The sequence below is a fragment of the Silvimonas sp. genome, assembly GCF_031291215.1.
Classification (GTDB): Bacteria; Pseudomonadota; Gammaproteobacteria; order Burkholderiales; family Chitinibacteraceae; genus Silvimonas; species Silvimonas soli.
The window spans coordinates 579437-605959 of sequence record NZ_JARLJK010000054.1 but is presented as its reverse complement, the minus strand read 5'-3'; the positions used below and the strand labels follow the sequence as shown (position 1 = coordinate 605959).

The 26523-nt window shown below is 58.3% G+C and carries 29 protein-coding genes; 16 read left to right on the top strand and 13 right to left on the bottom strand.

All coding sequences use genetic code 11. The features are described 5' to 3' along the window. The first annotated feature begins 4 nt into the window (after window positions 1–4). The 4 genes from P4L78_RS04250 (at window position 5) to yjfF (ending at window position 4812) form a co-directional block, all read left to right on the top strand. Window positions 5–970, top strand: a complete 966-nt coding sequence (locus P4L78_RS04250) for an ABC transporter substrate-binding protein (protein ID WP_283148934.1) — start codon at window positions 5–7, stop codon at window positions 968–970. Between the two features lie 136 nt (window positions 971–1106). After that, window positions 1107–2645, top strand: coding sequence for a sugar ABC transporter ATP-binding protein (locus tag P4L78_RS04245; protein WP_309327059.1), 1539 nt, complete (start codon window positions 1107–1109; stop codon window positions 2643–2645). Beyond that, entirely contained in the window at window positions 2642–3724 is a 1083-nt protein-coding gene (locus P4L78_RS04240) for an ABC transporter permease (protein WP_283148932.1), read from the top strand. The genes P4L78_RS04245 and P4L78_RS04240 overlap by 4 nt, the downstream gene beginning before the upstream one ends. Further along, complete coding sequence (gene yjfF / locus P4L78_RS04235) at window positions 3721–4812, top strand: galactofuranose ABC transporter, permease protein YjfF (RefSeq protein WP_283148931.1); 1092 nt, start codon at window positions 3721–3723, stop codon at window positions 4810–4812. Before P4L78_RS04240 ends, yjfF begins: the two co-directional genes overlap by 4 nt. A 4-nt stretch (window positions 4813–4816) precedes the next feature. Here the strand turns inward: yjfF and P4L78_RS04230 are convergent, their stop codons facing one another. Both P4L78_RS04230 and P4L78_RS04225 read right to left on the bottom strand, forming a co-directional pair. Next, complete coding sequence (locus P4L78_RS04230) at window positions 4817–5908, bottom strand: hypothetical protein (protein WP_309327058.1); 1092 nt, start codon at window positions 5906–5908, stop codon at window positions 4817–4819. A gap of 128 nt (window positions 5909–6036) precedes the next feature. Next, window positions 6037–7119, bottom strand: coding sequence for a LacI family DNA-binding transcriptional regulator (locus tag P4L78_RS04225; protein WP_309327057.1), 1083 nt, complete (start codon window positions 7117–7119; stop codon window positions 6037–6039). 276 nt (window positions 7120–7395) lie between these two features. Between P4L78_RS04225 and P4L78_RS04220 the strand changes: the two genes are divergently transcribed. The 6 genes from P4L78_RS04220 to P4L78_RS04195 all read left to right on the top strand — a co-directional run bounded on the left by P4L78_RS04220 (window position 7396) and on the right by P4L78_RS04195 (window position 14201). Next, window positions 7396–8334, top strand: a complete 939-nt coding sequence (locus P4L78_RS04220; RefSeq protein WP_283148928.1) for an ABC transporter substrate-binding protein — start codon at window positions 7396–7398, stop codon at window positions 8332–8334. 120 nt (window positions 8335–8454) lie between these two features. Then, window positions 8455–9969: a sugar ABC transporter ATP-binding protein gene (locus tag P4L78_RS04215; RefSeq protein WP_309327056.1), complete on the top strand. Its 1515-nt coding sequence runs from the start codon at window positions 8455–8457 to the stop codon at window positions 9967–9969. A 46-nt stretch (window positions 9970–10015) separates the two neighbouring features. Beyond that, the gene (locus P4L78_RS04210) at window positions 10016–11053 is read left to right on the top strand and encodes an ABC transporter permease subunit (RefSeq protein ID WP_283148926.1); all 1038 of its coding nucleotides are present in this window, start codon (window positions 10016–10018) and stop codon (window positions 11051–11053) included. 138 nt (window positions 11054–11191) lie between these two features. After that, window positions 11192–12127 (top strand): carbohydrate kinase, encoded by a 936-nt coding sequence (locus P4L78_RS04205; protein WP_309327055.1) that lies wholly within the window; start codon window positions 11192–11194, stop codon window positions 12125–12127. Next, entirely contained in the window at window positions 12117–13133 is a 1017-nt protein-coding gene (locus P4L78_RS04200) for a hypothetical protein (RefSeq protein ID WP_309327054.1), read from the top strand. Before P4L78_RS04205 ends, P4L78_RS04200 begins: the two co-directional genes overlap by 11 nt. A 105-nt stretch (window positions 13134–13238) precedes the next feature. After that, window positions 13239–14201: an alpha/beta fold hydrolase gene (locus P4L78_RS04195; protein WP_309327053.1), complete on the top strand. Its 963-nt coding sequence runs from the start codon at window positions 13239–13241 to the stop codon at window positions 14199–14201. An 18-nt stretch (window positions 14202–14219) separates the two neighbouring features. Here the strand turns inward: P4L78_RS04195 and P4L78_RS04190 are convergent, their stop codons facing one another. Further along, window positions 14220–15137, bottom strand: a complete 918-nt coding sequence (locus P4L78_RS04190) for a bestrophin family ion channel (RefSeq protein ID WP_309327052.1) — start codon at window positions 15135–15137, stop codon at window positions 14220–14222. Window positions 15138–15571: 434 nt separating this feature from the next. On the opposite strand from P4L78_RS04190, the gene P4L78_RS04185 reads away from it, so the two are divergent. Then, complete coding sequence (locus P4L78_RS04185; RefSeq protein WP_283148921.1) at window positions 15572–15799, top strand: hypothetical protein; 228 nt, start codon at window positions 15572–15574, stop codon at window positions 15797–15799. 125 nt (window positions 15800–15924) lie between these two features. Here P4L78_RS04185 and P4L78_RS04180 read toward each other — a convergent pair whose 3' ends face one another. Beyond that, the gene (locus P4L78_RS04180) at window positions 15925–16182 is read right to left on the bottom strand and encodes a hypothetical protein (protein ID WP_283148920.1); all 258 of its coding nucleotides are present in this window, start codon (window positions 16180–16182) and stop codon (window positions 15925–15927) included. Between the two features lie 297 nt (window positions 16183–16479). Between P4L78_RS04180 and P4L78_RS04175 the strand changes: the two genes are divergently transcribed. Both P4L78_RS04175 and P4L78_RS04170 read left to right on the top strand, forming a co-directional pair. Beyond that, complete coding sequence (locus P4L78_RS04175) at window positions 16480–16740, top strand: hypothetical protein (RefSeq protein WP_283148919.1); 261 nt, start codon at window positions 16480–16482, stop codon at window positions 16738–16740. A gap of 255 nt (window positions 16741–16995) precedes the next feature. Further along, complete coding sequence (locus P4L78_RS04170; RefSeq protein ID WP_283148918.1) at window positions 16996–17553, top strand: NADPH-dependent FMN reductase; 558 nt, start codon at window positions 16996–16998, stop codon at window positions 17551–17553. Window positions 17554–17671: 118 nt separating this feature from the next. On the opposite strand, the gene P4L78_RS04165 is transcribed toward P4L78_RS04170, so the two are convergent. From P4L78_RS04165 to P4L78_RS04145, 5 genes are all read right to left on the bottom strand, one after another. Next, window positions 17672–17833 carry a hypothetical protein gene (locus P4L78_RS04165; RefSeq protein WP_309327051.1) on the bottom strand — a complete coding sequence of 54 codons (162 nt, stop codon included), beginning with the start codon at window positions 17831–17833 and terminating at the stop codon, window positions 17672–17674. 189 nt (window positions 17834–18022) lie between these two features. Next, window positions 18023–18565, bottom strand: a complete 543-nt coding sequence (locus P4L78_RS04160) for a cell division protein FtsI (protein WP_283148916.1) — start codon at window positions 18563–18565, stop codon at window positions 18023–18025. Continuing rightward, window positions 18565–19263, bottom strand: coding sequence for a flagellar basal body L-ring protein FlgH (locus P4L78_RS04155; protein WP_283148915.1), 699 nt, complete (start codon window positions 19261–19263; stop codon window positions 18565–18567). The genes P4L78_RS04160 and P4L78_RS04155 overlap by 1 nt, the downstream gene beginning before the upstream one ends. A gap of 125 nt (window positions 19264–19388) precedes the next feature. Further along, complete coding sequence (locus P4L78_RS04150; RefSeq protein ID WP_309327050.1) at window positions 19389–20075, bottom strand: response regulator; 687 nt, start codon at window positions 20073–20075, stop codon at window positions 19389–19391. Continuing rightward, window positions 20072–20980 (bottom strand): ATP-binding protein, encoded by a 909-nt coding sequence (locus tag P4L78_RS04145; protein WP_309327049.1) that lies wholly within the window; start codon window positions 20978–20980, stop codon window positions 20072–20074. Before P4L78_RS04145 ends, P4L78_RS04150 begins: the two co-directional genes overlap by 4 nt. 372 nt (window positions 20981–21352) lie before the next feature. Between P4L78_RS04145 and P4L78_RS04140 the strand changes: the two genes are divergently transcribed. Beyond that, on the top strand, window positions 21353–22195 hold the full coding sequence (locus P4L78_RS04140) for a DeoR/GlpR family DNA-binding transcription regulator (RefSeq protein WP_309327048.1): 843 nt from the start codon (window positions 21353–21355) through the stop codon (window positions 22193–22195). Window positions 22196–22284: 89 nt separating this feature from the next. Beyond that, window positions 22285–23454, top strand: a complete 1170-nt coding sequence (locus P4L78_RS04135; RefSeq protein WP_309327047.1) for an MFS transporter — start codon at window positions 22285–22287, stop codon at window positions 23452–23454. 27 nt (window positions 23455–23481) lie between these two features. On the opposite strand, the gene P4L78_RS04130 is transcribed toward P4L78_RS04135, so the two are convergent. The 4 genes from P4L78_RS04130 to P4L78_RS04115 all read right to left on the bottom strand — a co-directional run bounded on the left by P4L78_RS04130 (window position 23482) and on the right by P4L78_RS04115 (window position 25286). After that, window positions 23482–23802, bottom strand: a complete 321-nt coding sequence (locus tag P4L78_RS04130; protein WP_309327046.1) for a hypothetical protein — start codon at window positions 23800–23802, stop codon at window positions 23482–23484. Window positions 23803–23857: 55 nt separating this feature from the next. Continuing rightward, complete coding sequence (locus tag P4L78_RS04125) at window positions 23858–24370, bottom strand: cupin domain-containing protein (RefSeq protein WP_283148909.1); 513 nt, start codon at window positions 24368–24370, stop codon at window positions 23858–23860. A 74-nt stretch (window positions 24371–24444) separates the two neighbouring features. Continuing rightward, window positions 24445–24774, bottom strand: a complete 330-nt coding sequence (locus P4L78_RS04120) for a DHCW motif cupin fold protein (RefSeq protein ID WP_309327045.1) — start codon at window positions 24772–24774, stop codon at window positions 24445–24447. Continuing rightward, complete coding sequence (locus tag P4L78_RS04115; protein WP_309327044.1) at window positions 24765–25286, bottom strand: GNAT family N-acetyltransferase; 522 nt, start codon at window positions 25284–25286, stop codon at window positions 24765–24767. Before P4L78_RS04115 ends, P4L78_RS04120 begins: the two co-directional genes overlap by 10 nt. Before the next feature lie 229 nt (window positions 25287–25515). Between P4L78_RS04115 and P4L78_RS04110 the strand changes: the two genes are divergently transcribed. After that, window positions 25516–26472 (top strand): hypothetical protein, encoded by a 957-nt coding sequence (locus P4L78_RS04110; protein WP_309327043.1) that lies wholly within the window; start codon window positions 25516–25518, stop codon window positions 26470–26472. The last annotated feature ends 51 nt before the right edge of the window (window positions 26473–26523 follow it).

The window sequence follows — 26523 nt, the reverse complement described above, 5'->3', positions numbered from 1 at the left end:
GATTATGCAAAAGTCGAGCAGAAAGATTCTGGCCGCGGTCATGGTCGCTGCCGGGCTGATGGTGTGTGGCTCGCTAGCCCATGCCGCAGACAAGCTGGTACTGGGGTTTGCCCAGGTGGGTGCAGAAAGTGAATGGCGCACCGCCAACACCGAATCCATCAAGAGCAGCGCCAAAGATGCAGGCGTAGACCTCAAGTTCTCGGATGCCCAGCAAAAGCAGGAAAACCAGATCAAGGCGATTCGCTCTTACATTGCGCAAAAAGTGGATGTTATTGCTTTCTCGCCGGTGGTGGAATCGGGCTGGGAGCCAGTATTGCGTGAAGCCAAAGCCGCCAAGATTCCGGTCATCCTGACCGACCGTGCAGTCAAAGTATCAGACGACTCGCTCTACACCGCGTTCATTGGTTCGGACTTCCTGGAAGAAGGCCGCCGTGGTGGCCGTTGGCTGGAAGATCACTACAAAGGCGCACAAGGCCCGATCAATATCGCAGAACTGCAAGGCACAGTGGGTTCGGCACCGGCCATTGATCGGCACAACGGCTTGATTGAAATCATCAAGAGCGATGACCGCTTCAAGATCATTGCCAGCCAGAGCGGCGACTTCACTCGTGCCGGTGGCAAGCAAGTGATGGAAGCTTTCCTCAAGTCTTATGGCAAGCAAATCCAGGTGGTCTATTCGCACAATGACGATATGTCGATTGGCGCGATTCAAGCCATTGAAGAAGCCGGTCTGAAGCCAGGCAAAGACATCATCATTGTGTCGTTTGATGCGACCAAGGGCGGCTTCCAGGCCATGATGGCTGGCAAGATGAATGTCTCTGTGGAATGCAGCCCGTTGCTCGGACCACAACTGATGGATACCGCCAAGCTGGTTGCTGCCGGCAAGTCGGTTCCGAAACGCATCGTCACCAAAGAAACGGTCTTCCCGATGGAAACCGCAGCTGCGGCCTTCCCGTCACGCAAGTATTAAGTTGAGTTGAAAGTCACGGCGGGGCGTCGTCAAGCGGCGCCCTGCCGTAACTGGCCCTTCCTGTTCTCCTGACAAGAACAACGCCAGCCCCGAACCGACATTCAACCAAAGGCTTGCGCCACAAGGACCGAGATCCATGAATGCCATTGCCAGTTCCCCGCCTCGCCGCCCCAATAGCGAGGCCATTTTGCATATGAGCGGGATAGAAAAGCGCTTTCCCGGCGTGCATGCCTTGAAGCAGGTTGAGTTTCGCCTGTTCGCGGGCGAAATTCATACCCTGATGGGCCAGAACGGCGCAGGTAAATCCACGCTGATCAAAGTGCTCACCGGCGTCCACCCCGCTGAAGCGGGCGAAATTGTATTTGACGGCCAAACCGTGAAGCTTGATTCACCTGAGGCGGCGGAATCCGTCGGTATCCGCACCGTGTACCAGGAAGTGAACCTGTGCCCCAATCTGTCGGTGGCCGAGAACATCTACATTGGCCGCTTTGTACGCAAGGCGGGCAAGATTGACTGGGCGACGCTCAATCGCAACGCGCAGGCGCTGCTGGCCACACTGTCGCTGGATCTGGATGTCACCCGCGCGCTCGATACCTACCCTATCGCCATTCAGCAAATGGTGGCCATCGCCCGCGCCCTGAGTGTCGATGCCAAAGTGCTGATTCTGGACGAACCAACCTCCAGCCTGGATGAAGACGAAGTCCAGAAACTGTTTGCCTTGCTGCGCCAGCTACGCTCACGCGGCATGGCCATTTTGTTTGTCACCCACTTTCTGGAACAGACCTACGCTATTTCTGATCGCATCACCGTGCTGCGCAATGGCGAGCGCGAAGGCGAATATCTCGCTGCCGAACTGCCACGCCTGAGTCTGATTCACAAAATGGTTGGCCGCGAGATTGATCTGGAACACCTGAACAAGCCGCAGTGGGCCGAGACCGAACCCGGCGCAACCTTCATTGCAGCCCAAGGCGTGAGTCATCGCGGCAGCATGCAGGCACTGGACCTGGATATTCGCGCCGGTGAGGTCCTTGGACTGGGCGGATTGCTGGGATCGGGCCGCACCGAAACCGCCCGCCTGCTGTTTGGCGTGGATAAATGCGAAAGCGGCGCGCTCAGCGTGAGCGGCCATGAAACACGTTTCAGCTCACCACGCGATGCCATCCGCCACGGCATTGGCTACTGCCCGGAAGATCGCAAGAACGAAGGCATCATTGCCGATTTATCTGTGCGCGAAAACATCATCCTGGCACTGCAGGCGCGGCGCGGCTTGTTTCACTATCTGCCCCGCAAACGTCAGGACGCCATCGCTGCACAGTACATCCAGCATCTGGGCATCAAGACACCCAATGCTGAACAACCCATTGGCTTGCTCTCTGGCGGCAACCAGCAAAAAGCCCTGCTGGCGCGCTGGTTGGCGACCGACCCGAAAATGCTGATTCTGGATGAACCCACCCGTGGCATCGATGTCGCCGCCAAACTCGAAATCATGGATCAGGTCCTGGCGTTGTGCCGCAAAGGACTGGCGATTCTGTTTATTTCATCCGAGATGAGCGAGGTGGTGCGCGTCAGCAACCGCATTGCTGTGCTGCGTGACCGGCGCAAAGTGGGCGAACTGCCCGCAGGCCAGACCGATGAACATGCGGTATTTCACATGATTGCCGGAGGCGAACAATGACCGATACGACCCTAACGTCGTGGCCAGCGCGCATCCGCTCGCTGCGCCAGACGCTGACGCGACACCCGCTGTTTCTGCCAGTACTGACACTGTTGGTACTGCTGCTGGTTAACCGCGCCTTCAACGCGCATTTCTTCCACGTCGAGAACAAAGACGGCCATCTGTTTGGCAGCCTGATCGATATCCTTAACCGCGCTTCGCCACTGGCGCTGGTGGCGCTGGGCATGACACCGGTGATCGCCACGCGCGGGGTCGATGTCTCGGTCGGCGCGGTGGTGGCCATTTGCGCGGCCACGGCGGCCGTGCTGATTGGCGGCAATATGCAGATCGTTAACGGCGTGGAGACCTACGTATCCAACGTGCCGCTGGCGGTAGCCATTATCGCGGCGCTGGCGGTCGGCTTGCTCTGCGGGCTGTGGAATGGCGCGCTGGTGTCGGTGGTGGGCATGCAGCCTATCATCGCCACACTGATTTTGATGGTGGCTGGGCGCGGCATTGCGCAACTGCTGACCTCCGGCCAGATCATCACCATTTACTACCAGCCGTATTTCTTCCTCGGTGCGGGTTTTCTGTTTGGCTTGCCGTTTGCGCTCTACATCGTGGCGGCGGTGGGCTTGCTGCTGTGGTTCTTGACCAAACGCACGGCATTGGGCTTGTTTATTACCGCCATCGGCATCAACCCCACGGCATCGCATTTCGCCGGGATCAAAGCCCGCGCCATTACCCTGTGCGTTTACGGTTTTTCTGGCTTGATGGCCGGTGCGGCCGGGCTGGTGATTAGCGCCAATGTCAAAAGCGCAGATGGCAACAACGCCGGTTTGTTGATGGAGCTGGACGCCATCCTGGCGGTAACGTTGGGCGGTACATCGCTGGCCGGTGGGCGCTTCAGTCTGGTGGGTTCGCTGATTGGGGCGTTGATCATCCAGACGCTCACCTACACCACGTATTCGATTGGCGTTCCGCCCGAAGCCAATTTGGTGGTCAAGGCGATAGTCGTATTTGTGGTGTGCGTGGTGCAGTCCGAGCCGGTGCGGCGACTGATTATCCGTGACCCGTCATGGCAAGGAGCAATGCGATGAGCACCTTTGCCAAAAGCTGGTTGCGCACTGACCGGCTGACCGATGTTCGCACCCTGCCGTTGCTAATCACACTCGGGCTGTTTCTGCTGATGTTTGCCTATGGCTCGGTGGCCTATCGCGGGTTTTTCTCACTACAAGTGTTTTTCAACCTGTTCATTGATAACGCCTTTTTACTGATTGTCGCCATCGGCATGACGTTTGTGGTGATCAGCGGCGGCATCGATTTGTCAGTAGGCGGACTGGTGGCGGTGACCACCATGATTTCCGCCACGCTGGTGCAATCGCATCACTGGCCGATCTGGGTGGTCACGCCGCTGGTTCTGGCCATTGGCGCAGCGTTTGGTGCGTTTCAGGGTGTGCTGATCCAGTATTTCCGGCTGCAGCCCTTTATCGTCACGCTGGGCGGTTTGTTCCTCACGCGCGGGCTGTGCTTTCTGATCAATATCGAGTCGATCACCATCAGCGATCCGGCCTATACGGCGGTGTCTGAATTCCGGTTGCATCTGCCCGGCGCAGACCTGTCGGCCAATGTGCTGATCGCCACGGCGACATTTGTGGCGGCGCTGTGGCTGGCGCATTACAGCGAATTTGGCCGGGTGGTATACGCCATCGGCGGCAGCGAGCGCTCTGCCCTGTTGATGGGTCTGCCGGTCGCGCGCACCAAAGTGCTGGTGTACACGTTGTCAGGGTTTTGCGCGGCGCTGGGCGGGGTGACATTTACCTTTTACATGCTGTCTGGCTACGGCCTGCACGCGCAGGGCATGGAACTGGATGCCATCGCCGCTACCGTCATCGGCGGCACGCTACTCACGGGCGGCGTTGGTTATGTCACCGGCACGCTGTTTGGCGTACTGATACTGGGCGTGATCCAGACCTTGATCACCTTTGATGGCACGCTCAGTTCGTGGTGGACCCGCATTGTCATTGGCGCTTTGCTCTGCGCTTTCTGCGTCATGCAGCGACTGCTGGAACGCCACACCGCCGCTCGCCGCACTGCGCACAGTAACGTCCGCAAAGTTGCAGCGCCGCCGACAACGCCAGTGGCTGCCGAAGCCGCCATCCCGCTGCAGCAAGGCAGCGCGCGCTAATGCGTTAATTGGTCAGCAACTTCAGCGACAGCACCGTCTGCGCAGTGTAGGCGGTGCCGTCGATATAGTTGTCGCCCACAATGCGCTCCAGCGAGATCGACGGCATCACCGATGGGCGCGATCCATCCTTGTTTGGTGCCAGTGAATAATCGACGCCAAAGCGGTTTAAGCGCGAGTAGCGCCGATTCAAACCCGGCGTGCTTTCCAGGTCTTTGGCGGCCAGGAATGAGGCGTGAAAGCGCAGCCGCCACAGCCAGCCACCCGGATAATAATCGCCCGAGACCCCAGCATAACCGCCCATGGTCGTGCCGGTCTCATCACCTTTGACCACGCGCGCCAGGTGGTCCACATACACGCCGCCCAAGGGGTAAACAAACCACGAAGCGCGATCCGGGCTGTAGGGTTTACCGATCACCAGCCAGCCCGGCAGGATCAGTCGCGTATCAAACGCCACGCCCTGTGATTGCGTGTGGTTTTGCGAATCCTGTTTGATATTGATGTTGGCCGAGCTGCCCAAAGCAAACCCGTCCTGCCTGGCATCGAACAGCGTTCCTGCTGCGCCCAGTTGCGCCCCACGCGTGTTGTAGGGGTTGTCAGACTCGGTATTCATGTTGATCCACAGCGCCGAATACCAGCGCCAGCCCCAATCCGTGAGTGTTTGTGGCAGAAAATTTTTGCCCAGCCGCCAAGTCAGCCCCGCCTGGACGAGCGAGGATGAATTCTCGGAGCCATGGGTTATCGCCAGTACCGCCGGGTTGGTGGCATTGGGGCCCGGGCCGTCACGCAGCGCAAAGTCGTTCCAGAAGTGATGAGCGGAAGCCGCAGCGGCGTCGGAGGCCGCAAGTGCACCCGGTTTGGCGGGATTCGCACTGACGACAGCACTGGCCGCGGCATTGCTGCGTGTCGTCGCAGGTTGAGTCGCTTGCGCAGCATTGAGCGCATCAGCGGGGATGTCTTGCGGGGCATTGTCCGGGCGGCCAAAGAATTCATCGTAACAAGCCAGGCGCTGCTTGTTATTGGTAATGGATTGGCACGGCGTGGCAAAAATGGGCGACGATGTCACCATAATCGCCGAAGAAAGCAGCAAAATTCGCATAGGCAGATCGGTCACGCGGCTGATGGAAACATCCGCAGTGACTCAATCGGGACATGAATGTCACCCGATTCTGACAGCAATTGCTTCACAAGTTTGTCAGTGGTGCGACTACAGCGTGTGGGACAGGTTCACGCCGATTCGCGTATCACCAGCCGTCCCGGGAACCGTTGCTGATAATACTTTCCCGCCAGCGCACCCGGATCAAGCTGGATGAAGTGCATCGCCGCCTTGCTGATGCGTTCGATATCCTGGTGTACTGTGGTCAGTTGCGGGTCCATGTATTCACAGATATCCAGATCATCATGGCCCGCCAGCAACATGTCTTTGCCCGGATGTTTGCCAAAGCGGCGCAAGGCTTTGGCCGCGCCGAAAGCCACGCGATCGGTCGTGCACATGATGGCGCCCACGCCGGAATCACGCAGGCCACCCTGCCCGCACCAGTTCAGCAATTGCTCGTAGGCAAACGCCTCAAATTGCCAGGTGGGCGTATCGAGCATCACCGGAATCACCCTTGGTTTTTCACCGGCCTGCCGCATGGCCGCTTCATAACCGGCCTGGCGCTCGGGGCGTGATGGGTTGGCGATTTTGGGCGTACCCAGGTAGGCGGGAATCACGTTGCGGCTTAACAGGTAGTTAACCATCAAACCGATACTTTGATGGTTATCGTTCATGACGAAGTGGCAATTTTCGTCCATGAAACTATCGAGAAAAACAATGCGCATTTCTTTTTGCAGGCTGGCCAGCAAAGCGCGGTTATCTTCCGATTCAATCGGCGTGAGGATAATGCCGTGCACCTTCATGGCGCGTAATGCCATCAACGCGGCAGCTTCACGGCGAGTGTCGTTGTTGGATGCCTGAATCACAATCTGCAATCCCAAAGCGGCGGCTTCACGCTCCATTAGTTGCAACACCTTGCCAAAAAACGGCTCGGCAATAAACGGCAGCACCACGCCCACCAGGTTGGAGCGCCCCGTCACCAGACTCACCGCGTGCAAGTCCGGCACATAGTTGAGTTCGCGACATGCACGCTCGATTTTTTCGCGGGTGTCAGGCTTGAGTGTTGCGCTGCCGTTGAAAAATTTGCTGACCGTGGTGCGCGACAAACCGGCCGCAGCAGCCACGTCATTCATGGTGACCACCCCGGCGAATCCATCCGGCGTGGCGACTGTTTCGGTTGGCGGCACGGGTTGCCCGCCTGGGCTATTTGTCATGTGAAATCAATATGAACGCGTGTAAAGGACAGTGTACACAAACCGGCGAAATACTTGCCACAAGCTGCTCTAACGACCGTTTTATTTGTTGTAGTGCACCATTATTAAGTACAAAAAACACCTTATACCGCCCGTCAGCCCATGATTGGTGCATACTCGCCTTTAAATGTGTACACGTGTACATTTATTTCCAGCGGAAGACAAAACCAATCACCGCACCAATGCCAAAGCAGCTCACAGCAGGCATTTTTCTTCATATGGATCAGGAGTCCGACAATGCGTATTGCCCAACGCCTTATTGTAGCCACGTGTGCAGCTGCATTTGCCATGCCCGTGTTTGCGGCCAAGCCAATCAAGTACATTGGCGTCACCGTGGGGGATCTGGCTAACCCGTTCTTCGTCGCTATCGGCAAAGGTGCGGAAGATGAAGCCAAAAAACTGTCTGGCCCCAATGTCAAAGTCACGACCGTTTCCAGCAAGTACGATCTGAATACCCAAGTCGGCCAGATTGAAAACTTCGTCGCCAATAAAGCCGACATGATTATCGTCAACGCGGCTGATCCGAAAGGCATTGCTCCCGCCCTGGAAAAAGCCAAAGCCGCTGGTGTGATCGTGCTGGCCGTGGACGTTGGCGCACAGGGTGCCGACATCACCGTCATGTCAGACAACACCATGGCCGGCACGGAGTCTTGCCGTTTTCTGGCCAAGCAACTGAATGGCAAGGGCAATGTGGTGATCGTGAATGGCCCGCCCGTGACTTCTGTGATCGACCGCGTTGCGGGGTGCAAGAAGCTACTGGCCACTTACCCGGGCATCAAGGTGCTGTCTGACAATCAAGACGCCAAAGGCAGCCGCGACGGTGGCATGCAGGTCATGGCCGACTTGCTGACGGCTCATCCGAAAATTGACGGCGTATTTGCGATTAATGACCCATCTGCGATTGGCGCTGAGCTGGCCATCAAACAGGCTGCCCGCACCGACGTAAAACTGATCGCCTCGGTAGATGGTGCGCCGGACGCTCAAGCCGCATTGAAAGACAAGTCCAGCCTGTTTGCGGTTTCCACCGCGCAAGACCCATACAAAATGGCCGAGACCGCCGTGCAAATGGGTTACGACTTGATGAATGGCAAAAAGCCCGCCAAGAACGTGGTGCTGCTGCCTACTCCGGCCATTACCAAAGCCAATATCGCCACCTACCAAGGTTGGGTGAAGTAGGCGACGTGTGAGGAGCCTGGCGTACGGTGCGGACATATTGCCTGCCAGCAACAGTCACCGCACCAGATCAACCCACGCCTCGCTCCTCTCGCTCTCCTTCTCACACCCTGGAGTTCTGCCATGAACGAAATTGTTCTGGAAATGGAGCACATCAGCAAACGTTTCGGCGCCACCAAAGCGCTGAATGACGTTGCGCTGCAAGTGCGCAGTCACGAAGTTCTGGCCTTGATGGGCGAGAACGGCGCGGGCAAAAGCACCTTGATGAAGGTGCTGTCCGGCGTTTACCAACCCGATGCCGGTGAGATCCGCCTTGGCGGGCAAGTGGTCAAACTCAACTCTCCCGGCGATGCCCGCGCGGCCGGGATCAATCTGATTTATCAAGAACTGGCCGTCGCGCCGCACATGACCGTGGCGCAAAACGTGTTTATGGGCAGCGAACCCAAAGGCCGTTTTGGCCGGGTTGATCTGACCACAATGCGCAATCGCACCACCGAGGTATTGGCCTCGCTAGGTGCGCGCTTCAGTGCTGACACGCTGGCGGGCTCATTGGGTATTGCCGACCAGCAGCAGGTGGAAATCGCCCGCTCGCTGATCCACAAAAGCCGCGTACTGATCATGGACGAGCCCACCGCCGCCCTGTCAGACCGCGAAACGGAGCGCCTGTTTGAAGTGATCCGCCGCTTGCGTGCCGATGGCATTGCCATTGTTTATATCAGCCACCGCATGGCTGAGATGACCGAACTGGCTGATCGCGTGGCGGTGATGCGCGATGGCGGCTATGTGGGCACGCTGCTGCGCGCCGAAGCCGTGCCCGAACGCGTGATCCAGATGATGGTCGGCCGCCCGCTCGACGATTTCTACCAGCGCCGCGAAACCGCTGCCCCGGGACCAGTGCGCCTGGAAGTGCGTAACGTGCGCAGCGGCAAGATCAACGATGCATCGTTTCATGTGTGTTCCGGGGAAGTACTTGGGCTGGCCGGTCTGGTGGGTGCTGGTCGCACTGAACTGGCGCGGATCATTTTTGGCGCTGATCCCATGCTTGCCGGTGAAATCCTGGTGGACGGCAAGGCGGCGCAAATCCGCGAACCACTGGACGCAATGAAACTGGGGATTGGCTATCTGCCGGAAGACCGCAAAGGCCAGGGGTTGTTTTTGCAGTTGTCGGCGCTGGCCAACACCACCATGAGCGTACTGCAGCAAAACTCGCGTTTTGGCCTGTTGAACCACAAGGCGCTGCGCAAGCTGACGCAAGACGCCATCAAGCAACTTTCCGTGAAAGTACCAGGGCCGGACGGCATCGTCGGTGGTTTGTCCGGCGGTAACCAGCAAAAACTGTTGCTGGCTCGCTGGCTGGCTATCAAGCCGCGGGTGCTGATTCTGGACGAACCCACACGTGGTGTAGACGTCGGTGCCAAGAGCGAGATCTACCGCATCATCAGCCAACTGGCTGCCAGCGGTGTAGCGGTAGTGGTGATTTCCAGCGAACTACCCGAGGTCATTGGCATTTGTGATCGCGTTGTTGTCATGCGCGAAGGCCATGTAACAGGCGAAGTCACTGGCGCAGCAATCAACCAGGAAACCATCATGACCTACGCCACGCTGGCTGTGCCCGAACGCATTGCCGAACCCGCCTGACGCGCACCGAACACTGATCACGCAACACCGAATCAAGGACATCATCATGGCCAACCCTCTTTCTGCCAACGGCCTGGCGCCAGTTACTCCGGCGCCCAGCCAGCCCAAAACCCATATGGGTTTCAAAGAAATATTCAACCGCGTCGGCATGTTGCCGGTGCTGGTATTGATGTATATCGCGTTCTATTTCCTGACGCGTTACCTCAGTGATGACGGCACATCGAACTTCATGACCACCGGCAACACCATGAACATCTTGCGTCAGACCTCCATCAATCTGGTGCTGGCTTGCGGGATGACATTTGTCATTCTCACGGCGGGGATCGATCTGTCGGTGGGTTCAATTCTGGCGGTATCGGCGGTACTGGGCATGCTGGCGTCACTGCCGGGACACATGGCGGCCATGGCTTTGCCAGTGTTCTTGCTGTCCGGGCTGGTCATGGGTGCGCTCAACGGTGTGATGGTGGCCGGGTTCAAGATCAACCCGTTTGTGGTCACCCTGGGCACCATGACTGCCTTGCGCGGTGCGGCCTACCTGTTTGCCGATGGCACCACCGTACTCAACCGCGACATTCCCTCGTTTGAATGGCTGGGTAACAGCAATTTTCTGGGCGTGCCGTGGCTGATCTGGGTAGCGATCGGCGTAGTGCTGATCAGCTGGTTCATCCTGCGCCAGACTGTCTTGGGGCTGCATATCTACGCCGTAGGTGGCAACCCGCAAGCCGCACGCTTGACCGGCATTCGCGTCAGCGCCGTGCTGATGTTCGTGTATGCCATCAACGGCCTGTTCTCTGGCGTCGGCGGTGCCATGAGCGCGTCCCGCTTGTATGGCGCCAATGGCAACTGGGGCACCGGTTATGAGCTGGATGCCATCGCCGCAGTCGTGTTGGGCGGGACCAGTTTGATGGGTGGCGTCGGCTCGATCTGGGGCACCGTGATTGGTGCACTGATTATCGGCGTAATGAACAACGGCCTGACTATCGTGGGCTTGTCCAGTTTCTGGCAATACGTGGCCAAGGGCGTGGTGATTGTGCTGGCAGTCATGCTGGATAAATGGCGTCAGCAGCAGTCGAGCACCAACTGATATTCCGCACGCTCCACCCCCAATGATCGTGGGCCGGAGCCTTGCCTGACCGGCCCCGCATTCTCCGTTTGTTTTTCCGACCTTGCCGCAAACGCAGCATGCGGGCCACTGCACGCCGCAATTTGCCAGGAGAGCATCATGTCGACCCTGCCCGCTTACGTCGTATTTGGCGAAGCACTTACCGACTTTATCCGGCAAAGCGATGGCCGCTGGGCCGCGCAACCTGGCGGCGCCTGCTGGAATGTGGCTTGCGTTGGCGTACGCCTGGGCGTTGCCGCTGGTTATGCCGGTTCTGTCAGCAATGATCTGTTTGGCGATGCCCTCTACATGCTGGCCGCCGAAGCCGGGCTGGATATGCGCTTTACCCAGCGCTTCGATGCGCCGCCGCTACTGGCAATGGTGCCGTCTACGCAACCGCCGGAATACTTCTTTATCGGCGAAGGCAGTGCCGACTTGCGGTTTGATCCAGACCGTTTACCCGTCGGCTGGCGGAGCGCCGCCCAGATTCTGCACTTTGGCTGTATCAGCCTGGCGCGAGAGCCGCTGGCCAGCAAATTGGTTGAAGTGGCATTGGCTGCGCATCTGGCCGGCAAGCGCATCGCATTTGACCCGAACTGGCGCAATCTGATGACCCACGCCGCCTATCGTGACACTTTTCATGTGATGGCTGGCATCACAGATTATCTCAAGGTGTCCGACGAAGACTTGCAGCACCTGTTTCCTGGCATTAACCAGCGTGAGGCTATCGCCCATCTACGGGCGCTGGCACCTTTTGCGCAGATCATGGTGACACGTGGCGCCGCAGGAATGAGCTTGTTCTGTGATGGGATCGAATACACGCAACCGGCTTTCCCTGTCACCGTGGCTGACACGGTTGGCTGCGGCGATGCGGCCATGGGCGGCTGGATGGCCAGTCTGCTGCGCCAGCCAGACGCTGCCCCCGCCACTCACCTGCGTTTCGCTGCCGCCACAGCGGCACTGGTCGCCACCAGAACTGGCGCCTATGCCCCTTGTTGGGAGGAAGTCAGCAGCCTGCTGGCGCAACAGATCACGGAATCTCCGCATGCACAGTGACACCCCTGGCAACTGGCAACTGGTCTGGCCGCATGGCACCGCGTGCATCAAAGCACTGGGCGGCATGCTGGGGCCGGTTTATTTTCGCCTGTCTGAAGAGCGCCATTTTCAACCGTTTTACGTGGCACCGTGGGCTTGCGATCCAGCGCTACCCGGCTTGCTGCGCAGCATGCGTGGAGAATGGCCTTGCGTGCCGTTCAGTCGGGTCGAAACCCCGACCGAACTCGCCCCCGGCTGGACCATTCACCGGCCGGAAGATCCGGCCTATCAACAGATTCACGGGCCCGGTGCCAACCAGGAATGGCAGTTACTGGAACGCGACGCCAACCGCATTGTGCTGGGCATCGACTACCCTGCCGACTCGGCCATCGCCAGCTTGCGCCGGGAGATCAAAGCCGACCCGCACAGCGCGGCACTGGAGATCAGCCTGCGCATCTTGCCGCGCGTAGCTACGATCATGCCGGTTGCCTTGCACCCTACTTTTCGGGTCCCCAAAGAAGTCGGCAGTTTGAGTTTGCGCCCGGGAACTTTCGCCAGGGCGGTTACCTTCCCGACGGCTTTTGAACCCAGCTCGCAACTGGCCCACAGCAAGCTGGCGCACGATCTGGCCGCACTGCCTGGTCTGAATGGTGGCACGCACGACTTCAGCCATCTGCCCATGGCGCAGCCGTGCGAAGAATTGCTGCAACTGGTGGATTGCGATGGTGAATTTGCACTGCATTATCAGCAAGAAAACGTAGTGGTAACCCTGAACTGGGACGCCAGCCAGTTACCCGATGCCGTTTTGTGGATCAGCAATGGCGGGCGGGACCAGGCGCCGTGGTTGGGCCGCAATTTTGCCTTGGGTATCGAGCCGGTCAATGGCGTGTTTGAACTGGGCGGTGTGGTACGGCCACCCGCTGGCCATCCGCTGGCCGGGCGCGGCCTGCAGCTCCATGCGGGTAAACCGGTCACGCTGCAATACCGGATCAGCGTCGCTGCAGGGCCGGGCCAGTCAGACACCTGAAATCGCTGCCGTGTATTTATCACGCAACCGATAGCAATTCCTGGGGTGGACGTAGCCGGGTGATTCACGCAATCTATAAGCATTGGCCCACTACCACATCCCACCATGACCCACGTTGCTGCCAATCATATCGAACTCGAATACGAAACCTTTGGCGACCCGGCTGATCCGGCTGTGCTGCTGATTATGGGTTTGGGTATGCAGTTGCTCGGCTGGCCGGAGGATTTTTGCCGGTCGCTGGCGGCACAGGGCTATTTTGTGATCCGCTTTGATAACCGAGATGTCGGTCTGTCGTCGCATCTGGATCATCTGGGCAAGCCCAAATTGCTGTGGGCGGCCATGAAACACAAACTGGGCTTGCCGATTCGTCCGCCGTATTCGCTGGCAGATATGGCGCGTGACAGTCTGGGTTTGCTGGACGCTTTGCATATACAGCAAGCGCATATCGTTGGCGCATCAATGGGCGGCATGATCGCGCAACTGCTGGCCATTCAGGCGCCGCAGCGGACGCTGTCACTGACCAGCATCATGAGCACCACGGGGGACCGTACCCTGCCCGGCCCGACCAAGGCCGCACAAATAGCGCTATTGCGCGGCACGCCTGCCAGGCTTTATCACCCGGCGCAGCGCGAGGCACTGATCGATTTTCTGCAGGAAAACTGGCGGGTATTGCATAGCCCCGGCTTTGAAACTGCACCTGAAATGCAGCGGGAGCGTATCGGCAAAAGCCTGGAGCGTTCGATTTATCCGCAAGGCGTGCTGCGCCAGTTGATGGCCGTTGTAGCCAGCCCGGATCGCAGCCCGCTGCTGGCTCATATCACCGCACCTACGCTGGTGGTGCATGGCAGCGACGACCCGCTGGTGCCCATTGCCTGTGGCCGCGACACGGCGCGCAAGATACCGGGTGCGCAGTTTGAAGAGATTCCCGGCATGGCGCACGATATGCCGCCCGGAGTTTGCGCCCGCCTGGTGCCGCTGCTGGCCGCGCATTTTGCTGCCGCCACCGAGCCGACCGAGCATCCAGCCCAGCACGCCCAGGCTGCAATGCAACTCGCTAGCGACGCCTGAGCCAGTCGCCCCGCTCGTTCAACGCAGAATGTAGTTGTCCGGCAGCGGTGCGGTCACAGCCAGCGGTTCGCCCAGTACCTCAAAGGTGGCCGCTTCGATGGTGTGGCATAACGCCGCCAGTGGCAGATCATTGGGTTCGGTGCCAAAAGGCTCTTCCAGCTCTTCACCGATCACGTCCAGCGCCAGATAGGTATACGCCACAAAGGTGGAAATCAGCGGCGTTAACCAGCCTATGCTGGTGGCCAGGCCAATCGGCAACAACATGCAATACAAGGTGATGGTGCGATTGAGCAGCACGCGATAACTGAACGGAATCGGCGTGCCGGCAATACGTTCGCAGCCGCCAATGATCTCCGACACCGTATTGAAGTTGTGATCCACCGCCTGCCATTGCCAGTCGGTCAGCTCGCCAGCACGGCGCATCTGGCCAGCCTGCTCACCCAACCATTGCAAGATAAACGCGGATTTGAAGCTTGCCTGCTGCAGCGCGGGCCAGCACTCGGGCGGCAGCAAACGTTGTACGTCTGCCCAGGTATCGTTACCACGCAATTGCCCTTGCAACGCGTAGGCGCACGCGACCATGCCCTTGCTCAGAGCCGTGCCTGTGGCTGAGCGCGGCGCGCTGGAACTGACCTGGCGGGTGATGGATCGGGCCGTTACCAGCAAACCGCCCCACAGCTTGCGCGCCTCCCAATAGCGCTCGTAACTTACCGAATTACGAAAGCCCAGAAAAATCGCTAGAGCAATACCCATCAAGGTAAAGGGCGGAATGCTCAATGACGAATTGGCAAATTCAGCGGTCCACCAGCCGCGCGCCAAAACAGCCAGCACAGACACGGCGCAGACCAGCGTCAATCGTTCCAGCAAGCGACTCAACACCGAACCGCGCCAGACAAACAACAAGCGCAACCAGTGGGCGTGGGGACGAATAATCATGGGAATAAAGACAGAAAGGACCAGGCAGACGTCATATTACCTGAGCACTCTTTCAGAATCTTCCTGGTGGGCGTATCAAAAGGTAGAAATCGCCGTGATGACATGCGTTCACGTACCGTATGTCGGGAGCATGTCTAGCTGGAATGCGGGCCAGGCCGGTTATGGTGCGATGCGGCATCCCCCACTACCAAAATATTGGCTATATCTTTACAGGTATGAAAGAAAAGCCCAGCCAGGTATCAGCCCGTGTTTTGCGTATCGCTCGCGCAAGAATGTCACCGGTTGATGTGCACTTCTGGCAGGCGTAATCCTCGCTGCAACCACGGCGGCTTCTGATGCCCGCCAGGTCAGCGAGCCTTCGGCATCTGCCGCACCTATGCCCGCTGTGCATTTCGCGCGGGATGATGGCTTTTGGCTAGATCGGGAGAACACAAATGGCGCTGACACGTTGGTCCAGAACCTGGAGAAAGGACGAAGGCTACGAACTGCGGGAATGCGTGCATGTCGATGAGACAGGCATCGGCCGCTTTGCCGGTTTGTATCTGTTTCAGCACGGCCAGGAAGTGGGCGGCCCTTATGCCAGCATGCGCAAAGCCGAGCACATGTTGTTGCATCTGACCGTTAAAGGCCCGGATTTGCTGCAGCCCTTGCTGGCTCAGTAAACCCCGACCGCAGCACCAGCTGGCACAAATACAGACGAATATAGAGATGAGCAGGCGATGAGCAAAAACAGAAAGGCGGACCATCTGGTCCGCCTTTTTATGTCCGCACCACCCGATTCAGCGGTTCAGGCAAGCGCCCGCTGGCTGTGGCGGGCCGGCAATTTGCCGGACTCGATAATATGCCGCGCCACCCTCAGTGCCTCGGCGTTGGCCGCTGCTTCGGACCAGTATTCGGTCGGTTTGGAGACGCGCTGCCACGGAAAAACAAACTGCGGGTCAACGCCGTCGGTGGCCACGCCAATAGACAACGTGGGATACCACTCCAGCGTTTCTACATCTAGCTCGGCGCCTGTTTCGATTAGATAGCCCTGATGCTGTTGCATGATTGATCTCCTTGCACAAAACACGAAAACCGCATCGGATATCGCACTTTTTGCCACCACGCCTGTCGCATGGGGCGAGCAAAAACTCCGAATGCCTTCAAGCTACTCCACTAACTTGCTGCAATGCAACATATCCAGTCGCATAATTAGTGTCTGTAGGTGAAAGCACTTAAATGAACGTTTGAAACAATTCCACTTAATCGCAGTAATGACGCGGCCTGGCGCGAGAAACACAGCGCAGGCACTACCCGACAATCGGTAGCGCGTTTTTTACCGCAGTGCAACAGGAGAACACCGATGTCATGGCAAGGTGGCAGTGAACTCTTCGAAGATCTGATTACCGCAGCACAGAAAGCGGTGCTCGATAAAGATCTGCGGCGCGACTTTTACCTGGAAATGCTTGAATCATTTGAGCGTGAGGGCTGGGATCAACCGGAATACTGCCGCGGGCTGGATTCGGCCTATGACGAGGCGCTGGAAATCCTGCATCCCGAACTGGAAGATGAAGACGATGATCTGGATGACGACGAAATAGAAGACAGCGACTGGGCGCACTAATCCGCGCAGCTTGGCCGGTGGCGTGGAGTCGGGTCAGAGAGGCACGTCGGGCCATTGCAACTGCGCGCTACAGCGTCAGTCGTACTTGTTGATCGTTGATCAGCACGCCGTTCCGCCACTCACCGTAACCGTGAGGCTGGCGCGTTGCCGCGATGTGCAGCGCCAGCAACTAAAGTGAATCAAGTGGCCCAGCGTCAACCCGCCTGGCATGTTGCCAGCGCGGCAAGCATTCCCTCACCCATGGAGTCCCCAGCAATGAGCACTGTCCGTAAAGTAGCCGTCCTCGTTGGCAGCTTGCGCAAAGCATCGCTGAATCGCAAAACGGCATTGGCGCTGGCCGAACTGGCGCCCGCATCATTGCAACTGGAGATCGTCGAGATCGGTGATCTGCCGTTGTACAACGAAGATATCGACGCCACACCTCCTGCCACCTACGTTGCCTTTCGCGACAAGGTCAAAGCCGCCGACGCCGTGCTGTTTGTCACGCCGGAATACAACCGCTCCGTGCCCGCTGTATTGAAAAACGCCATCGACGTGGGTTCGCGGCCTTATGGCAAATCAGTGTGGAGCGGCAAACCGGGCGCAGTGGTCAGCGTTTCGCCCGGCGCGGTAGGCGGCTTCGGGGCCAATCACCATCTGCGCCAGTCACTGGTGTTTCTGGACGTGCCGTGCATGCAGCAGCCCGAAGCTTATGTGGGCGGCGCTGGCGATATCTTTGACGAGAACGGCAAACTCAATAACGAACGCAGTCGCACCTTCCTGCAGAACTTCATCAATGGTTACGCTGCCTGGGTAGAGAAACAACTGGGCTGATTTGCCAGGGCATCGCCAGGTTCACCGTTTTTGCCAGAAAAAAAGGCGAACCAGTCAGCCGGTTCGCCTTTTGCCTTGCTAGTGCGGCCGATGGTTAAACCGGCCACACTTTGTTGCCTCAAGCACGCACGTTTACCGAGCCACTGACTGCTTGCGGTGCAGCCGGGGTGGTTACCGCAGGTGCAGTTTCGACCTGGGGCCGGGCTTGCGCCACAGGACGGCTGGTGCTGGCTGGCCGTTGTGGCTGCGGCATGGTTGAACCGACAGCATTGATCGTCATACAGACTCTCCATCAAGAAAGCGCCAGAGGCGCAAAAATGCCAGCCCGCGCTTGCGCCTATCCATTTCTGATTACCCCTGCCACCGGCCTCTTGAACCCCTCTGCCGGACCATCTTCCGGATTGCTCCAAACGATCACCCCGAGCGGCCTTGGGCGACCACAGGCATCGGCTTTCAGTTATGCACAGGCTTAATTGCCGGCCAGCAGGGTATCAACCACCGGAGCAAGCTTGGCGCCGGTGTTTTTCCATTTATCAAAACCGTAATTGCCGGATTCGTAGGTGGCGCTGCCCAGTAACTGGCCATTACGCCGCAGGACCAGCGAGGCTGCGGCCAGATAGGCAGAGTCTTCATCGTTGCCCCAACGCCGCTCCCATTTGCGGGTTGCCGTATAGGTGAGCTGGGCGCAGCCAGCGGGCGCGCTGCCTGGCGAATACACCCGGCTCTCCACGCCGTAGCGTTTGAGCAGTACTTGTAAAGACGGCACAAAGTCGGGCACGGATACCACTTCGTTCCAGTCTATGCAGACTTCTTTGAGTGAGAGATAAGGCCGCACATATTCAAAAGGCGAGTTCGAGCCGAACGAGGGTGCAACCGAAACCACCGTGGCTATCCCGTCTGCCGTGGCAGAGATTGCATCGCCCAGCGGAAAAGTTGGCACCACCACGCAGCCCGACAGGCCCAACGTAATGACAAGTGGCACGACGACCTGAGCCCATGAACGCAATGACATCAATCGAAACCCAGCACGCTCATGAATGTGCGCTGCAACCAGCCCACTGTGCTGGCATCACCCACCACGCCGTGGCCGACTTGTTCGAGCCGCACATCCGCCACTTTTTGCGACGACACCACGTTGCCGGTTTTGATATCGCGTTTTTTCACCAGCCCGGAAAAACGCAGCACATTGGTATCGCCATTGACCGCTATGCGTTTGTCGCCAGCGATTTCCAGCATGCCATTAGGCAGAACGTCGATCACCGACACCGCCAGCGTGCCCGTCATGCTGTTGGTATTGTTAGTGGTTCCGGTGCCTTTGAAAGTATCGGACCCGCTAGAGGTCACGTTCAGGTCAAACAGTTCTTTGACCACGCCACTCATGGATGAGGTCGACCCTGGTCCCTTGAAGGCTACGCTGCCGTTTTTGCTGGCGTTGGTGGTGGCGGAGTTACTGCCGGTGAGACTTTCCTGAATCTGGATGGTCAGTGTGTCGCCAACCCGGCTGGCCACGGCTTCTTCGTACAGCATTTGCGCGGTGGCGGTCTGGAAAATCGAGCCTTGGTTATCGAAGGCGCTGAGCGGCTGCTGCGGAATGGCGCGCACCGGCCGGGTCACCATGGATTGCGGCTCGCTACTGCATGCGGCAAGCAGCGCCAAAGCCGTACCACATGCTGCCAAACGCAAATAATCCGGGAAATATCGGGATGCCACGGTCTGCCTCGCTGAAAACATCGCCTGGTCGACCCGCCCCTGCGGGCGTCGTCAAGCTTTGTGTGCAGTGTGCAAACCAATTGCGCAGCAAATGTGCAGCAAATGTGAAAGTCAGTCGATACGGCTTAACTCAGGCGGCGGGAGGCAATCTCGTAGCGATAGCCCGCGCCATAAGCGGACTGGATAAACTCGACACGCGGCGCCACCACGGCCAGTTTCTGGCGGATTTTGCGCACATGACTATCCACCGTACGCTCCGTCACGACGCGGCCATCGGCATACATGCCATCGATCAACTGGGCACGGGAAAACAATCGTCCCGGCCGCGCCGCCAGCAAGCGCAGTAACTGATATTCGACCACGGTAAGCAGCACGTCGCGCCCCGCCACCCTCGCCCGCCCGGCATCGTCATCCAGGATCAGCTGCTCTCGCGCTGGCGCAGGTGCCGGTTGCCCCCGGCGCAGCACAGTGCGCACGCGCGCACATACTTCGCGCAGGCTGTAGGGCTTGCAGATGTAATCATCGGCCCCGATCTCCAGGCCAAGTACCCGATCCATTTCGTTGTCACGCCCGGTCAACATGATGATGGGCAAGGTTGAGGTCTGACGCACCCGGCGACAGACTTCCATACCAGGCACGCCGGGCAAGCCCAGATCCAGCAACATCAACGCCGCTTCATTTTCGGCCAGCCAGTTCAGCGCCGCGTCGCCAGTGCGTTGCCAGATCGGTTCAAAACCGTCACTACGCAGATAATCTGCCAGCAATCTGGCAATGGGTGCTTCATCCTCAACCAGCAGTACCACCGGGCTCATTGCAAAATCTCCATGTCAGCTGCGCTTATGCGCAAAGTCCAGCACAAACCACCCAGTTCGCTGTGCCGGGCATGCAGCGATGCGCTGTGCGCTTCGGCAATGGCGCGGGCGATGGCCAAACCCAATCCGCTGGAATGCGGGTGTCGCACGCCGTGGCCCGGCACGCGGTAAAAACGCTCGGTCAGTCTGGGCAACTCGCCACCGGGTACGCCGGGGGAGCTGTCTTCCCACGTCACCTGCAACACACCTGCTTGTACTTCGCTTACCGTGATCAAAATACGGCCGGGCGCATCGGTGTAGCGCAAGCTGTTTTGCAGCAAGTTGGTAAACAGTTGCTCCAGGCGTAGCCGATCACCCTGTATCGATGGCGCCGGTTCCAGCTGCAAATCCACCGTGAGGCCCGATTTACGCAAGGGCCGGTCATGCCGGCGCAGCAGGTTCTCGATCAACTGGCCCACATCGACCGTCTCGGGTGGCAGCTCCGCGCCGCTGGTGTGCCCCAACAGCTGCTCCAGATCTCGCAATAACCTGGAAAGGCGTTGTACTTCCCCGGCCAGCGCATTCAGGGTGGCCGCATCCGGTTCGCGCAAACCAATCTGCATCGCCTCAATTTCGCCCGCCAGCACGGTTAGCGGCGAACGCAACTCATGGGCCAGATCGGCAAGGCGGCAGGATTTCCATGCAGCAACAAATGATCGGCGATTTGCACCTGTTTGCTGCCGACTGAGCAGCAAGATAAAACCGGGCACGCCCAACTCCGGCACCATGATCCACATCGTCGCACTGGCATATCCGTACTGGTGTGCCAGCGGCCAGCAAAGCGCCATGATGAGGGCCAGATCAAACGCCACCAGACCGGCCTGGCCCAGCGTGTTGCGCGGTCCCAAATTGAATTGTGCGTGCATTATTGTTTTCGCTCTAACAGGATCAAGCCGAGCCAGACAGGATGCTGTTCGCTCGAAGCGGCGCATTATGCAATGTCAATAAAGCCTGACAACAATCTAAATGTAGCGCCGGATGTCGAGGGTTCGTTTAACACAAGCAGGTACAAAACAACCTGGGTGCAGATACATCCGGGACATCAGCCATGCCGTTGGCATCGGCCAACCATGTTTGCGTATGTCATTGTTTTTTGCATTTACGATCCAAAACACGCACAAACAAGATATATTTCGAGCAATATTTTGCTGAATTGTGCATAAAATATTGCAAATTAATACACGTTAATGCACGATTAGTTGAAGCAGTTTTTACTGATCACCGGCCAGGATTTTGAGATGGGCAACACTTTACGTCGTGAACGTTTTAAATCAGGCACTGCATTACCGATAGATCGGCACCAGTTAATCCGCGAACGCTTACAGCGCGATGGTCGTGTGCTGGCTTCGGAACTGGCGGTGGAATTTGGCTTGTCCGAAGATTCGGTGCGCCGCGATTTACGCGAAATGGCTGCGGCAGGCGAATGCCAGCGGGTCTATGGCGGGGCGATTGCCATGTCTAGTAACGGACGCCCCATCGGCGAGCGCAGCAGGGAGCATGTCGACAGAAAAGTGCGGCTGGCCCAAAGCGCAGTGCGGCTGGCCCAAAGCGCAGTGCGGCTGATTCAGGGCGGGCAACTGGTGTTTCTGGATGCCAGCACGACCAACCTGGCCGTGGCACAGGTGTTGCCAGAAGACATCGGCCTGACCATTGCCACCAACTCCCCCGCCATTGCCGCAGCGCTAGTGGGGCGCGAAGACCTGCGGGTGATCCTGATTGGCGGCACGCTGGATCACCATGTGGGCGGCACTTTGGGGACTGCGGCTTTGCTCGATATTCAGCAAATGCGCCCGGACATTTGTTTTCTGGGCATCTGCTCAATTGACGCGCTGGCCGGCGTTGGTGCCAGTCAGGCCGAAGATGCCGCATTCAAGCGGCAGTTAGTTGCCATTAGCGGCGCAATCGTCGCTGTTGTGACCAATGAAAAGCTGGGTACGGGCGCGCCGTTCACCATTGCCCCGCTGGCAGAAATTACCCATCTGGTCGTGGAAGCCGATGCCGAACCCACACACCTCCAGCACTTGGCTGAAGCAGGAACAAGTTTGACTGATGCAGGAATCAACATCCTGCGTGCTGACTGAAAATATGACAATGCAATCAGCCGGGCTTTGGCCCGGCCAGCCAAGACCAACAAGGGCTGCGATAACAGCCCGTCAATCCACGGAACAACATGAAACCGAACGACACTGCCAGCAGCACGCACTGGCATCTTTCCTGCCGCGCCACCCGCCTGCTGTTTTTGCTGACCGGCATCGCCAATGCCGCCTGGGCGGCCATGGTGCCGTTTGCCAAGCTGCGGCTGAACCTGAACGACGCCGCACTGGGCAGTATTTTGCTGGCACTGGGCTGCGGTGCCATGCTGGCCATGCCGCTGACTGGCGTGCTGATGAAACGCTATGGCAGCGCCCGGGTATTGACGCTGGCCGGCAGCACCATGGTGATCTCGGTACCCTTGCTGGCCATTGCGCCCTCGCCTATCTGGCTGGCCGTAGCGTTGTTTTTGTTTGGCGCGCTGCTGGGTGCAGTGGACGTGACCATGAACAACCAGGCAGTGTTTGTTGAAGCCCAAGCCGGGCGTCCGTTAATGTCGTCTTTCCACGGTTTGTTTTCACTGGGCGGTTTGCTGGGTGGCGTCGGAATCGCAGCGCTGCTGAAAACCGGCATGACCATGACCTGGTGCGCACTGGCAGTGGGCGCGGCGTTTACGCTGGCGACATTGCTGCAATCACGCCATTTGCTGCCGCATGCCCAGACCGAACCGCAGCATGAACAGCACGACAAATTTCGCTTTCCGCCCAGCATGGTCTGGCTACTGGGCATGCTGTGTTTCTTTGGTTTTCTCACCGAAGGCGCCATGCTCGACTGGGGTGCGGTGTTCTTGCGCTTTGAACGCGGCGTATCTGAAGCGGGTGCGGGCTTGGGTTACGCGGCGTTTTCAGTCGCCATGGCTGCCGGGCGGCTTACCGGTGACTTCATCACCCATCGACTGGGGCCAGTAAAAGTGGTGCTGGTGGGCGGTTTACTGGCTGCCGCTGGCTTGGTCACGATTGTCGCGGCGCCGTGGGTACCGCTAAGCCTGTTGGGCTTTGTGCTGGTGGGCATGGGCGCATCCAACGTTGTGCCAGTGCTGTTCAGCGCCTCGGCCAAGATACCTGGCGTACCGGCCAGCACCGCGTTGCCATTGGTGACCATGTGTGGCTATACCGGCATGCTGGCTGGCCCGGCGGCGATCGGCTTTTTGTCCCGCGCCACTTCTCTACCGATCGCCTTGGGCGGTACTGCCGTGCTGATGGCCTTTGTGGCTTTCAACGCACGGATCGTCAAACCACGGGCTAATTAATCGACCTGGATGGTGATGGCGTTCGTGTCAACCCAGCACGAATGCCGCCACCAGCACCGTCACCAGGTAAAGCAGCATGGTCCATTTCAGCCAGCGAATCCGTGTGAACCGCACTTGGCAATCCGCAGGCAAGTTCTCCAGACCAATGCCGGAATCCAGAAACTCGTGCACATCGGTAATGCTTTGATAGATGTTCACTCTGTTGAGGATGCCCGCAATCGGCGGCTTGGCATCGCTCGCAAAAAACTCCGGATAATGTTTTTCAATTTGCCAGCGCGCCCGATGGCATTGATCAACAAAGATTGAAAACAACAAAGCCAGACCAAACCACACCGCCATCACCAGCATCGTTTTTCTCTTCTTGTGTTATGTCCACGCACGCCGGACCAGCGCGCGTCATTGATTAAAACGGGCCGTTCGATTCGCGCAATTGATCTGGCAAACCATCGTGATCGCCCTGCGGTTGCAGTGGCACGTCGTGCCAGTGGCGCTCGCCAATTTCCGCGTTGCGCTGAGGGTGTAATGCGTAGTGGATTTGGTTATCTGGTTTGGTACGCTCGCCAATCACCATCAAACGCACGTCGCTTTGTGAGTTGTTGATAAGCACGTGGCAAACACCGGTGCCCGCCGGAAAGCCCACGGCATCACCCGGCGCAAGGCGGTGCAATACGCCATCCAGCCAGACGTCCGGCGTGCCTTCAATCACAAATACAAATTCTTCTTCGGTTTTTTCCGCATGCGGCCAAGAGGTGCGGCGACCCGGCGGCAACACTTCGTGGTGTATTCCCAGCCGAGTCAGGCCGAATACCGGGCTGAATGACGAGGTGAGCCCAAACAGTTCCTGGCTACCCGGATAACTGCCTTCATCGGGCAACTGGATCTCGCGCCAGTTTTTAATGCAATCGGGACGGCTCAAAGCGGCAACTCCAATAACAGTATTCTGCTTGTATAAACCCGGCATTCGGGGGAAAGGCCAAACGAGCGCAAGGCTCAATCCACAATAAACAATCGGGCACCGACGGCGGTCGAAGAACGATGTGGTTCGGCCCTATCTGCCACTTGATAGCTCATGCCGGCAGCCAACACAAACTGGCGACCATCGGCCAGCTCGGTATGCAACTCGCCTTCAAGACACAGCAGAATATGCCCTTTCACGCACCAGTGATCGGCCAGATAACCTGGCGAATACTCGACCATGCGCACGCGGATACTGCCGAAGTGCTGCGTACGCCAATAAGCCATGCCGGTTTCACCGGGATGCTCGGTGCGGGTGATCGTGGTCCAGTCGGTCGTGCCAGACGGAATTTCAGCTAGATGCATATGGCGTCCTGCGGGGTAAACAGCATGAGTTCTGGGGCAATATCACTCAGGCGCACGTTGGCGGTGTGGCGCAGGCCCAGTTTTTCCAGCAGTCGCACCGAGGCCTGGTTGTCGTCCGAGGTTATCGCCACCACCCGTTCAATGCCGAGCGCTTTACGGCCATAGTCCAGCACGGCCAGTGACGATTCCAGCGCGTATCCCTGTGACCAATACCGCGGCATGAAGCCATAGCCAATATCGACATCGGCCAGCCCGTCGCGCTTGATCAGGCCGCACAAGCCCAGCGCTGCACCATCGGCAACCCGCTCTACCAGGTACAAGCCAAAGCCGTACTTTTCATACATCGCCATAGGCCCGCTAACGATGTAGTTGCGGGCGTCCTCGGTGGTTTTCAGACCCTTGTCACCAATATATTGCAGCCATGATGGATTGGTGAGCAGTTCCAGAATAAACGGCGCGTCATCGGCAGTGAGCCAACGCAGGCTCAGGCGCTCTGAAGTGATGAGATTCAAGATCGGGGCATCCACAAGCAGGTGAAGTTGGAGCAAATAGTAGCGCAGTCTGCCCGGGTTTTCTTGTCTGCAGGGGCGCATCGCCTCATTACGCGCAAGATGCAAAACGAGCCAGCACGGCAGACTCAGGCCGACGACTGACCATCGGTCGACTTTCGCCCGCACCAGACTCAAGTCAGCCAGATACAAGCCGATACAACATAGACCAAAAGCCGATCAGGCAACCCTCATGCGTATCGATTCTTCTCAAGTCACGCTGGCCTCAGCGTATTCATTCCAGGCCGAGCAACAGTTCAGCGGCACTTACACGGCCAGTTCCGCCGCCAGCGGTGCCAGTAGCGGGACATCGCCCAGCAGTGACGTGCAGATTTCCACGGCTGGCCAGCAAGCGGCAGCCAATGATCCGGGCAATATGAACTCGGTGATCAGCCCGCAGATGAGCATTTTCAAGTCCATGCTGGAGCAAATGCTGGGCGTGAGTATTCAGGCCATGCAATTTAGCGGCGATATCAGCGAACAAGCGCAGAGTGGCAACGCGGCGCAAGTCAGCCAGCAGGGCAACCACGCGCAAGGCGCCAGTGTCAGTTATGCCGCCGAGGCGATCCAGCTGAACGCCAAAGGCACGCTCACCACCAGCGATGGCCGCACGATCAGTTTTTCGGCAGGCATGAGCTTGCTGCAGGTTTCCACCTCGGCCACCGTTGCCTCCTTCAATAGTGGCAACCAGGCCCGTGGCAGCGGCGACCAGCAAACCGGCGCGCCAACCCGCTTTGATACCTCAGGTTGGCCCTCAATTTCGCTGACCAATCCGCAATCCGGCAGCAGCGCGGCAAGCGCGACACCCACCGCCCGCAAGAGCGCCGCCAATGCGGGCACCGGCAATCTGATTCCGGCATCGGCATCGGCAGATGGCGTCGCGCGTTTTGTGATCAGTCTCAATCAAATGTTGCTGCAGCAAATGAGTGACTGGCTGAAAGATCGCGGCGCCAGCCATATATTGCCGGACAGTCTGGCTGCCAGCAGCAACGTGGCCAACGCAACCGGCAGTTCCGCCGGTGGCACAGACGCGCTGGCGAGCGTGCAGAACAGCGCGACTCAAGGCGCTAAAGCGCATGGCGGTCATAGTCATCATTACCGGCAAGGCCAGGATCAGACCCCGAGCGAAGCGCTCAATATCTCAGTTTGAAAAACAACCGAGATCCGCGATGCAGACATGAAAAAGGCCGATCTTCTGATC

Excerpts from the sequence above, each read along its gene's own strand:
- P4L78_RS04250 (WP_283148934.1), top strand. The coding sequence starts at position 5 with ATGCAAAAGTCGAGCAGAAAGATTCTGGCCGCGGTCATGGTCGCTGCC.
- P4L78_RS04245 (WP_309327059.1), top strand. The coding sequence starts at position 1,107 with ATGAATGCCATTGCCAGTTCCCCGCCTCGCCGCCCCAATAGCGAGGCC.
- P4L78_RS04240 (WP_283148932.1), top strand. The coding sequence starts at position 2,642 with ATGACCGATACGACCCTAACGTCGTGGCCAGCGCGCATCCGCTCGCTG.
- yjfF (WP_283148931.1), top strand. The coding sequence starts at position 3,721 with ATGAGCACCTTTGCCAAAAGCTGGTTGCGCACTGACCGGCTGACCGAT.
- P4L78_RS04230 (WP_309327058.1), bottom strand. The coding sequence starts at position 5,908 with ATGCGAATTTTGCTGCTTTCTTCGGCGATTATGGTGACATCGTCGCCC.
- P4L78_RS04225 (WP_309327057.1), bottom strand. The coding sequence starts at position 7,119 with ATGACAAATAGCCCAGGCGGGCAACCCGTGCCGCCAACCGAAACAGTC.
- P4L78_RS04220 (WP_283148928.1), top strand. The coding sequence starts at position 7,396 with ATGCGTATTGCCCAACGCCTTATTGTAGCCACGTGTGCAGCTGCATTT.
- P4L78_RS04215 (WP_309327056.1), top strand. The coding sequence starts at position 8,455 with ATGAACGAAATTGTTCTGGAAATGGAGCACATCAGCAAACGTTTCGGC.
- P4L78_RS04210 (WP_283148926.1), top strand. The coding sequence starts at position 10,016 with ATGGCCAACCCTCTTTCTGCCAACGGCCTGGCGCCAGTTACTCCGGCG.
- P4L78_RS04205 (WP_309327055.1), top strand. The coding sequence starts at position 11,192 with ATGTCGACCCTGCCCGCTTACGTCGTATTTGGCGAAGCACTTACCGAC.
- P4L78_RS04200 (WP_309327054.1), top strand. The coding sequence starts at position 12,117 with ATGCACAGTGACACCCCTGGCAACTGGCAACTGGTCTGGCCGCATGGC.
- P4L78_RS04195 (WP_309327053.1), top strand. The coding sequence starts at position 13,239 with ATGACCCACGTTGCTGCCAATCATATCGAACTCGAATACGAAACCTTT.
- P4L78_RS04190 (WP_309327052.1), bottom strand. The coding sequence starts at position 15,137 with ATGATTATTCGTCCCCACGCCCACTGGTTGCGCTTGTTGTTTGTCTGG.
- P4L78_RS04185 (WP_283148921.1), top strand. The coding sequence starts at position 15,572 with ATGGCGCTGACACGTTGGTCCAGAACCTGGAGAAAGGACGAAGGCTAC.
- P4L78_RS04180 (WP_283148920.1), bottom strand. The coding sequence starts at position 16,182 with ATGCAACAGCATCAGGGCTATCTAATCGAAACAGGCGCCGAGCTAGAT.
- P4L78_RS04175 (WP_283148919.1), top strand. The coding sequence starts at position 16,480 with ATGTCATGGCAAGGTGGCAGTGAACTCTTCGAAGATCTGATTACCGCA.
- P4L78_RS04170 (WP_283148918.1), top strand. The coding sequence starts at position 16,996 with ATGAGCACTGTCCGTAAAGTAGCCGTCCTCGTTGGCAGCTTGCGCAAA.
- P4L78_RS04165 (WP_309327051.1), bottom strand. The coding sequence starts at position 17,833 with ATGACGATCAATGCTGTCGGTTCAACCATGCCGCAGCCACAACGGCCA.
- P4L78_RS04160 (WP_283148916.1), bottom strand. The coding sequence starts at position 18,565 with ATGTCATTGCGTTCATGGGCTCAGGTCGTCGTGCCACTTGTCATTACG.
- P4L78_RS04150 (WP_309327050.1), bottom strand. The coding sequence starts at position 20,075 with ATGAGCCCGGTGGTACTGCTGGTTGAGGATGAAGCACCCATTGCCAGA.
- P4L78_RS04145 (WP_309327049.1), bottom strand. The coding sequence starts at position 20,980 with ATGCACGCACAATTCAATTTGGGACCGCGCAACACGCTGGGCCAGGCC.
- P4L78_RS04140 (WP_309327048.1), top strand. The coding sequence starts at position 21,353 with ATGGGCAACACTTTACGTCGTGAACGTTTTAAATCAGGCACTGCATTA.
- P4L78_RS04135 (WP_309327047.1), top strand. The coding sequence starts at position 22,285 with ATGAAACCGAACGACACTGCCAGCAGCACGCACTGGCATCTTTCCTGC.
- P4L78_RS04130 (WP_309327046.1), bottom strand. The coding sequence starts at position 23,802 with ATGCTGGTGATGGCGGTGTGGTTTGGTCTGGCTTTGTTGTTTTCAATC.
- P4L78_RS04120 (WP_309327045.1), bottom strand. The coding sequence starts at position 24,774 with ATGCATCTAGCTGAAATTCCGTCTGGCACGACCGACTGGACCACGATC.
- P4L78_RS04110 (WP_309327043.1), top strand. The coding sequence starts at position 25,516 with ATGCGTATCGATTCTTCTCAAGTCACGCTGGCCTCAGCGTATTCATTC.